General features: G+C 37.8%; 3 protein-coding genes. 2 read left to right on the plus strand and 1 reads right to left on the minus strand.

Going from position 1 to position 2,513, the window contains the following annotated elements; all coding sequences use genetic code 11:
• Positions 1 to 525: 525 nt before the first annotated feature.
• The gene (locus tag KGY70_03695) at positions 526 to 1,014 is read right to left on the minus strand and encodes a DoxX family membrane protein (protein MBS3774268.1); all 489 of its coding nucleotides are present in this window, start codon (positions 1,012 to 1,014) and stop codon (positions 526 to 528) included.
• A 358-nt stretch (positions 1,015 to 1,372) separates the two neighbouring features.
• On the opposite strand from KGY70_03695, the gene KGY70_03700 reads away from it, so the two are divergent.
• Both KGY70_03700 and KGY70_03705 read left to right on the plus strand, forming a co-directional pair.
• Positions 1,373 to 1,774, plus strand: a complete 402-nt coding sequence (locus tag KGY70_03700) for a DUF2784 domain-containing protein (GenBank protein ID MBS3774269.1) — start codon at positions 1,373 to 1,375, stop codon at positions 1,772 to 1,774.
• Between the two features lie 290 nt (positions 1,775 to 2,064).
• Positions 2,065 to 2,513 (plus strand): hypothetical protein (locus tag KGY70_03705; GenBank protein MBS3774270.1); only part of this gene is annotated, 449 nt, incomplete at its 3' end.

Raw genomic sequence — 2,513 nt, forward strand, 5'->3', positions numbered from 1 at the left:
GGTGATGACCAATCCAACCTATCTTATTCATCAATTTTTATAAATATGAATAAAATGCAGGCTAAATTTAGGTGTAATTGAATTGGCTTGTTAACCGGTGGAAAAGGGAGGACTTCAGAGAAAGCACATAGCGATGGCAATAACTGGATAATTATTGTCTGGTTAAAACCCCGATTAGGGGTTGAATAAAGTAACCCCGGGCAGTGCCCGGGGAGCAGGCACCAGAACTTAAAGCGCTCCAACTGTCGTCATATCAAAAGGCACTGTATAGGCATGGAGCGCAAGCAATAAACCGATATAAAAATCCACATAAGGAATTCTGTAGCTATAAGGACAGTCCAATCCGATTATATTAAAAATCTTATTGGCTTTTGGCTTAACTTACCATGGGCCTGCTCTTTCGCTGCCATCCCCAACCCGTTCCCGCTCTTTGGCGGGATCAGACGGGGTGCCCTGGCAAAATCCCGGCAGTAGTGGTCTAAAATCAGCAGAGTCTGGAAGGGCATCTAAAAAGATTGATATTCGTTACTCTTGCTTCATTGTGCTACTTGTTAATTTTCCTCCTCTTAGTGTGGCTCCCAAAATAATTCCACCACTTATGACAACAATATTTTTAATAATATACTGGCCCTCCAGTGTTAAGGCATAAGGAAAGACTATAAACGTTTCTTCCGGGAAGAAAAACAAAGGAGTAAAAGTTCCCAGCATTTGTAAAAAAAGCAGAATTAATGTTATTCTCAAATAGATATTTAATAGTAAACCCACACCTATAACAACTTCCCATACTGCCAGTGTATAAAGGATGGTTTTCGAGGGTATAAGATGAAAAGTAATAATCTCAATGGTACGTATTGCCAGATTTTCGGCAGGACTCATTCCTTCAAAGAATTTGAGGGCGCCAAACCACAAGAAAATGATACCCATGCTTATCCTTAACAAACCTATTCCATTAGCAGCCATCCAGCGGATTATCCTAACCTCTGTTTCTTTCAATTTATCTGCTTTCAGCTTCATCTTGAGTTTTTACCCTACAACAATCCTATGGATTTAAAGGTTCAAACAAACCATCTATCTGTGAAACAAATTTCTTTCCGGGAATCGGTATTTTTAACAAGCAAAAAACCGTTCTGAATTATTGGAAAGCAGCCAAAAGTTTTCTTATTTAGTGTTTGTCCATAAAGTCAAAGAGATTTAAAAAAGTCTCGTCTAGAATGTTCGCTGGCAAGGCTTTCGAGTTTTGAATGCCAGGAGTTTACTTGATGTAATTGACTGGCATGAAAAACGAGCGTAACGCAGCAAGCGGATATTATAGACAGACTCTAATTAATCAAAAAATCTTACATTGCTAAAACCAATCAAAATTCATCATTTCATGGATGAAATCCTATTACATATTGCAGACATCTTTTTTGTAATATTTCACTCAGCGCTAACCATATTCAATGCTTTAGGCTGGATCTGGAAGAAAACACGAAAACTTAATTTAATCACGCTTATTCTTACAGGGGCTTCCTGGTTCATACTGGGGCTGTTCTATGGAATAGGGTACTGTCCGTTAACAGATTGGCATTTTAAGATTCTGCGTAAATTAGGACATACCAACTTACCTTCCTCCTATATTAAATATCTAATAGAACGCATCACACCGTTCAGGCCCGACGCTGAACTTGTCGATATAACTACAGCAGTGGTATTTTTCGTGGCATTGGGTTTGTCGGTATTTCTCAACATCAGGGATGGAAGAATAAAAAAACAAGGTAAGGAATTGCTGTAGCCCACTAAATGACTAAACAGATTTTCAATTTGACCACCTGTCTTTTATAGGAATCATGATGCCATTTCCAACTTACTGAAACTCACTTTCGTCTTTTAAATAAAAGCATAAACACGTGGAATCTCCAAAACAGATATAGTCAGTATTTGGTATCTGGTGAAATTTTGTGCTTTGATACTCTTGGTTACCGGTAAGTTGATGACGGAAAAATCTTTTTTAGAGAGAGTGTAAACTCTTAATAAATAACAACCCAAACATATGATTTTGTTTAATCTTAAATTTATAAGTGTATGAAAAACAAACATTTCACAGGGTGCCTATTGTTATTGGCTATTTTGCCTTTCCTTTCCATTACGGGTGAGGCGCAAACCATTGCAAGGCAGAATATCGGCATCTATGGTGCGGCAGGAACCATAGAGAACGCCGGCATCATTAGCCAAACCATCGGTCAACCCTATTCAACAATCACCTATAATGAAGGTGGAATCCGTATTAATCCAGGTTTTCAGCAATCAGCTTACTTTGGAAACCTGAAAAACACTCAGAATGATTTAGAAGATAAAAAATCATCAAACAAAGATTTTCAGGAGTTAAAAATATATCCCAATCCTGCCAGGGATATAATACATATTGAAACTGTAATTGAACGTGGTTCTTTACAAGTTTTTAACATGAAGGGTAAGAAAATCCTGAGTAAAGAGATATCTTATTCAGGTTCTGATCCAATTCATTGCAGGGA

The organism is Bacteroidales bacterium, assembly GCA_018334875.1.
In the GTDB taxonomy this organism is placed as follows: Bacteria; Bacteroidota; Bacteroidia; order Bacteroidales; family UBA12077; genus JAGXLC01.

What these genes read in the sequence shown, in the direction of transcription:
- KGY70_03695 (MBS3774268.1), bottom strand. Translation starts at nt 1,014, where the DNA reads ATGAAGCTGAAAGCAGATAAATTGAAAGAAACAGAGGTTAGGATAATC.
- KGY70_03700 (MBS3774269.1), top strand. Translation starts at nt 1,373, where the DNA reads ATGGATGAAATCCTATTACATATTGCAGACATCTTTTTTGTAATATTT.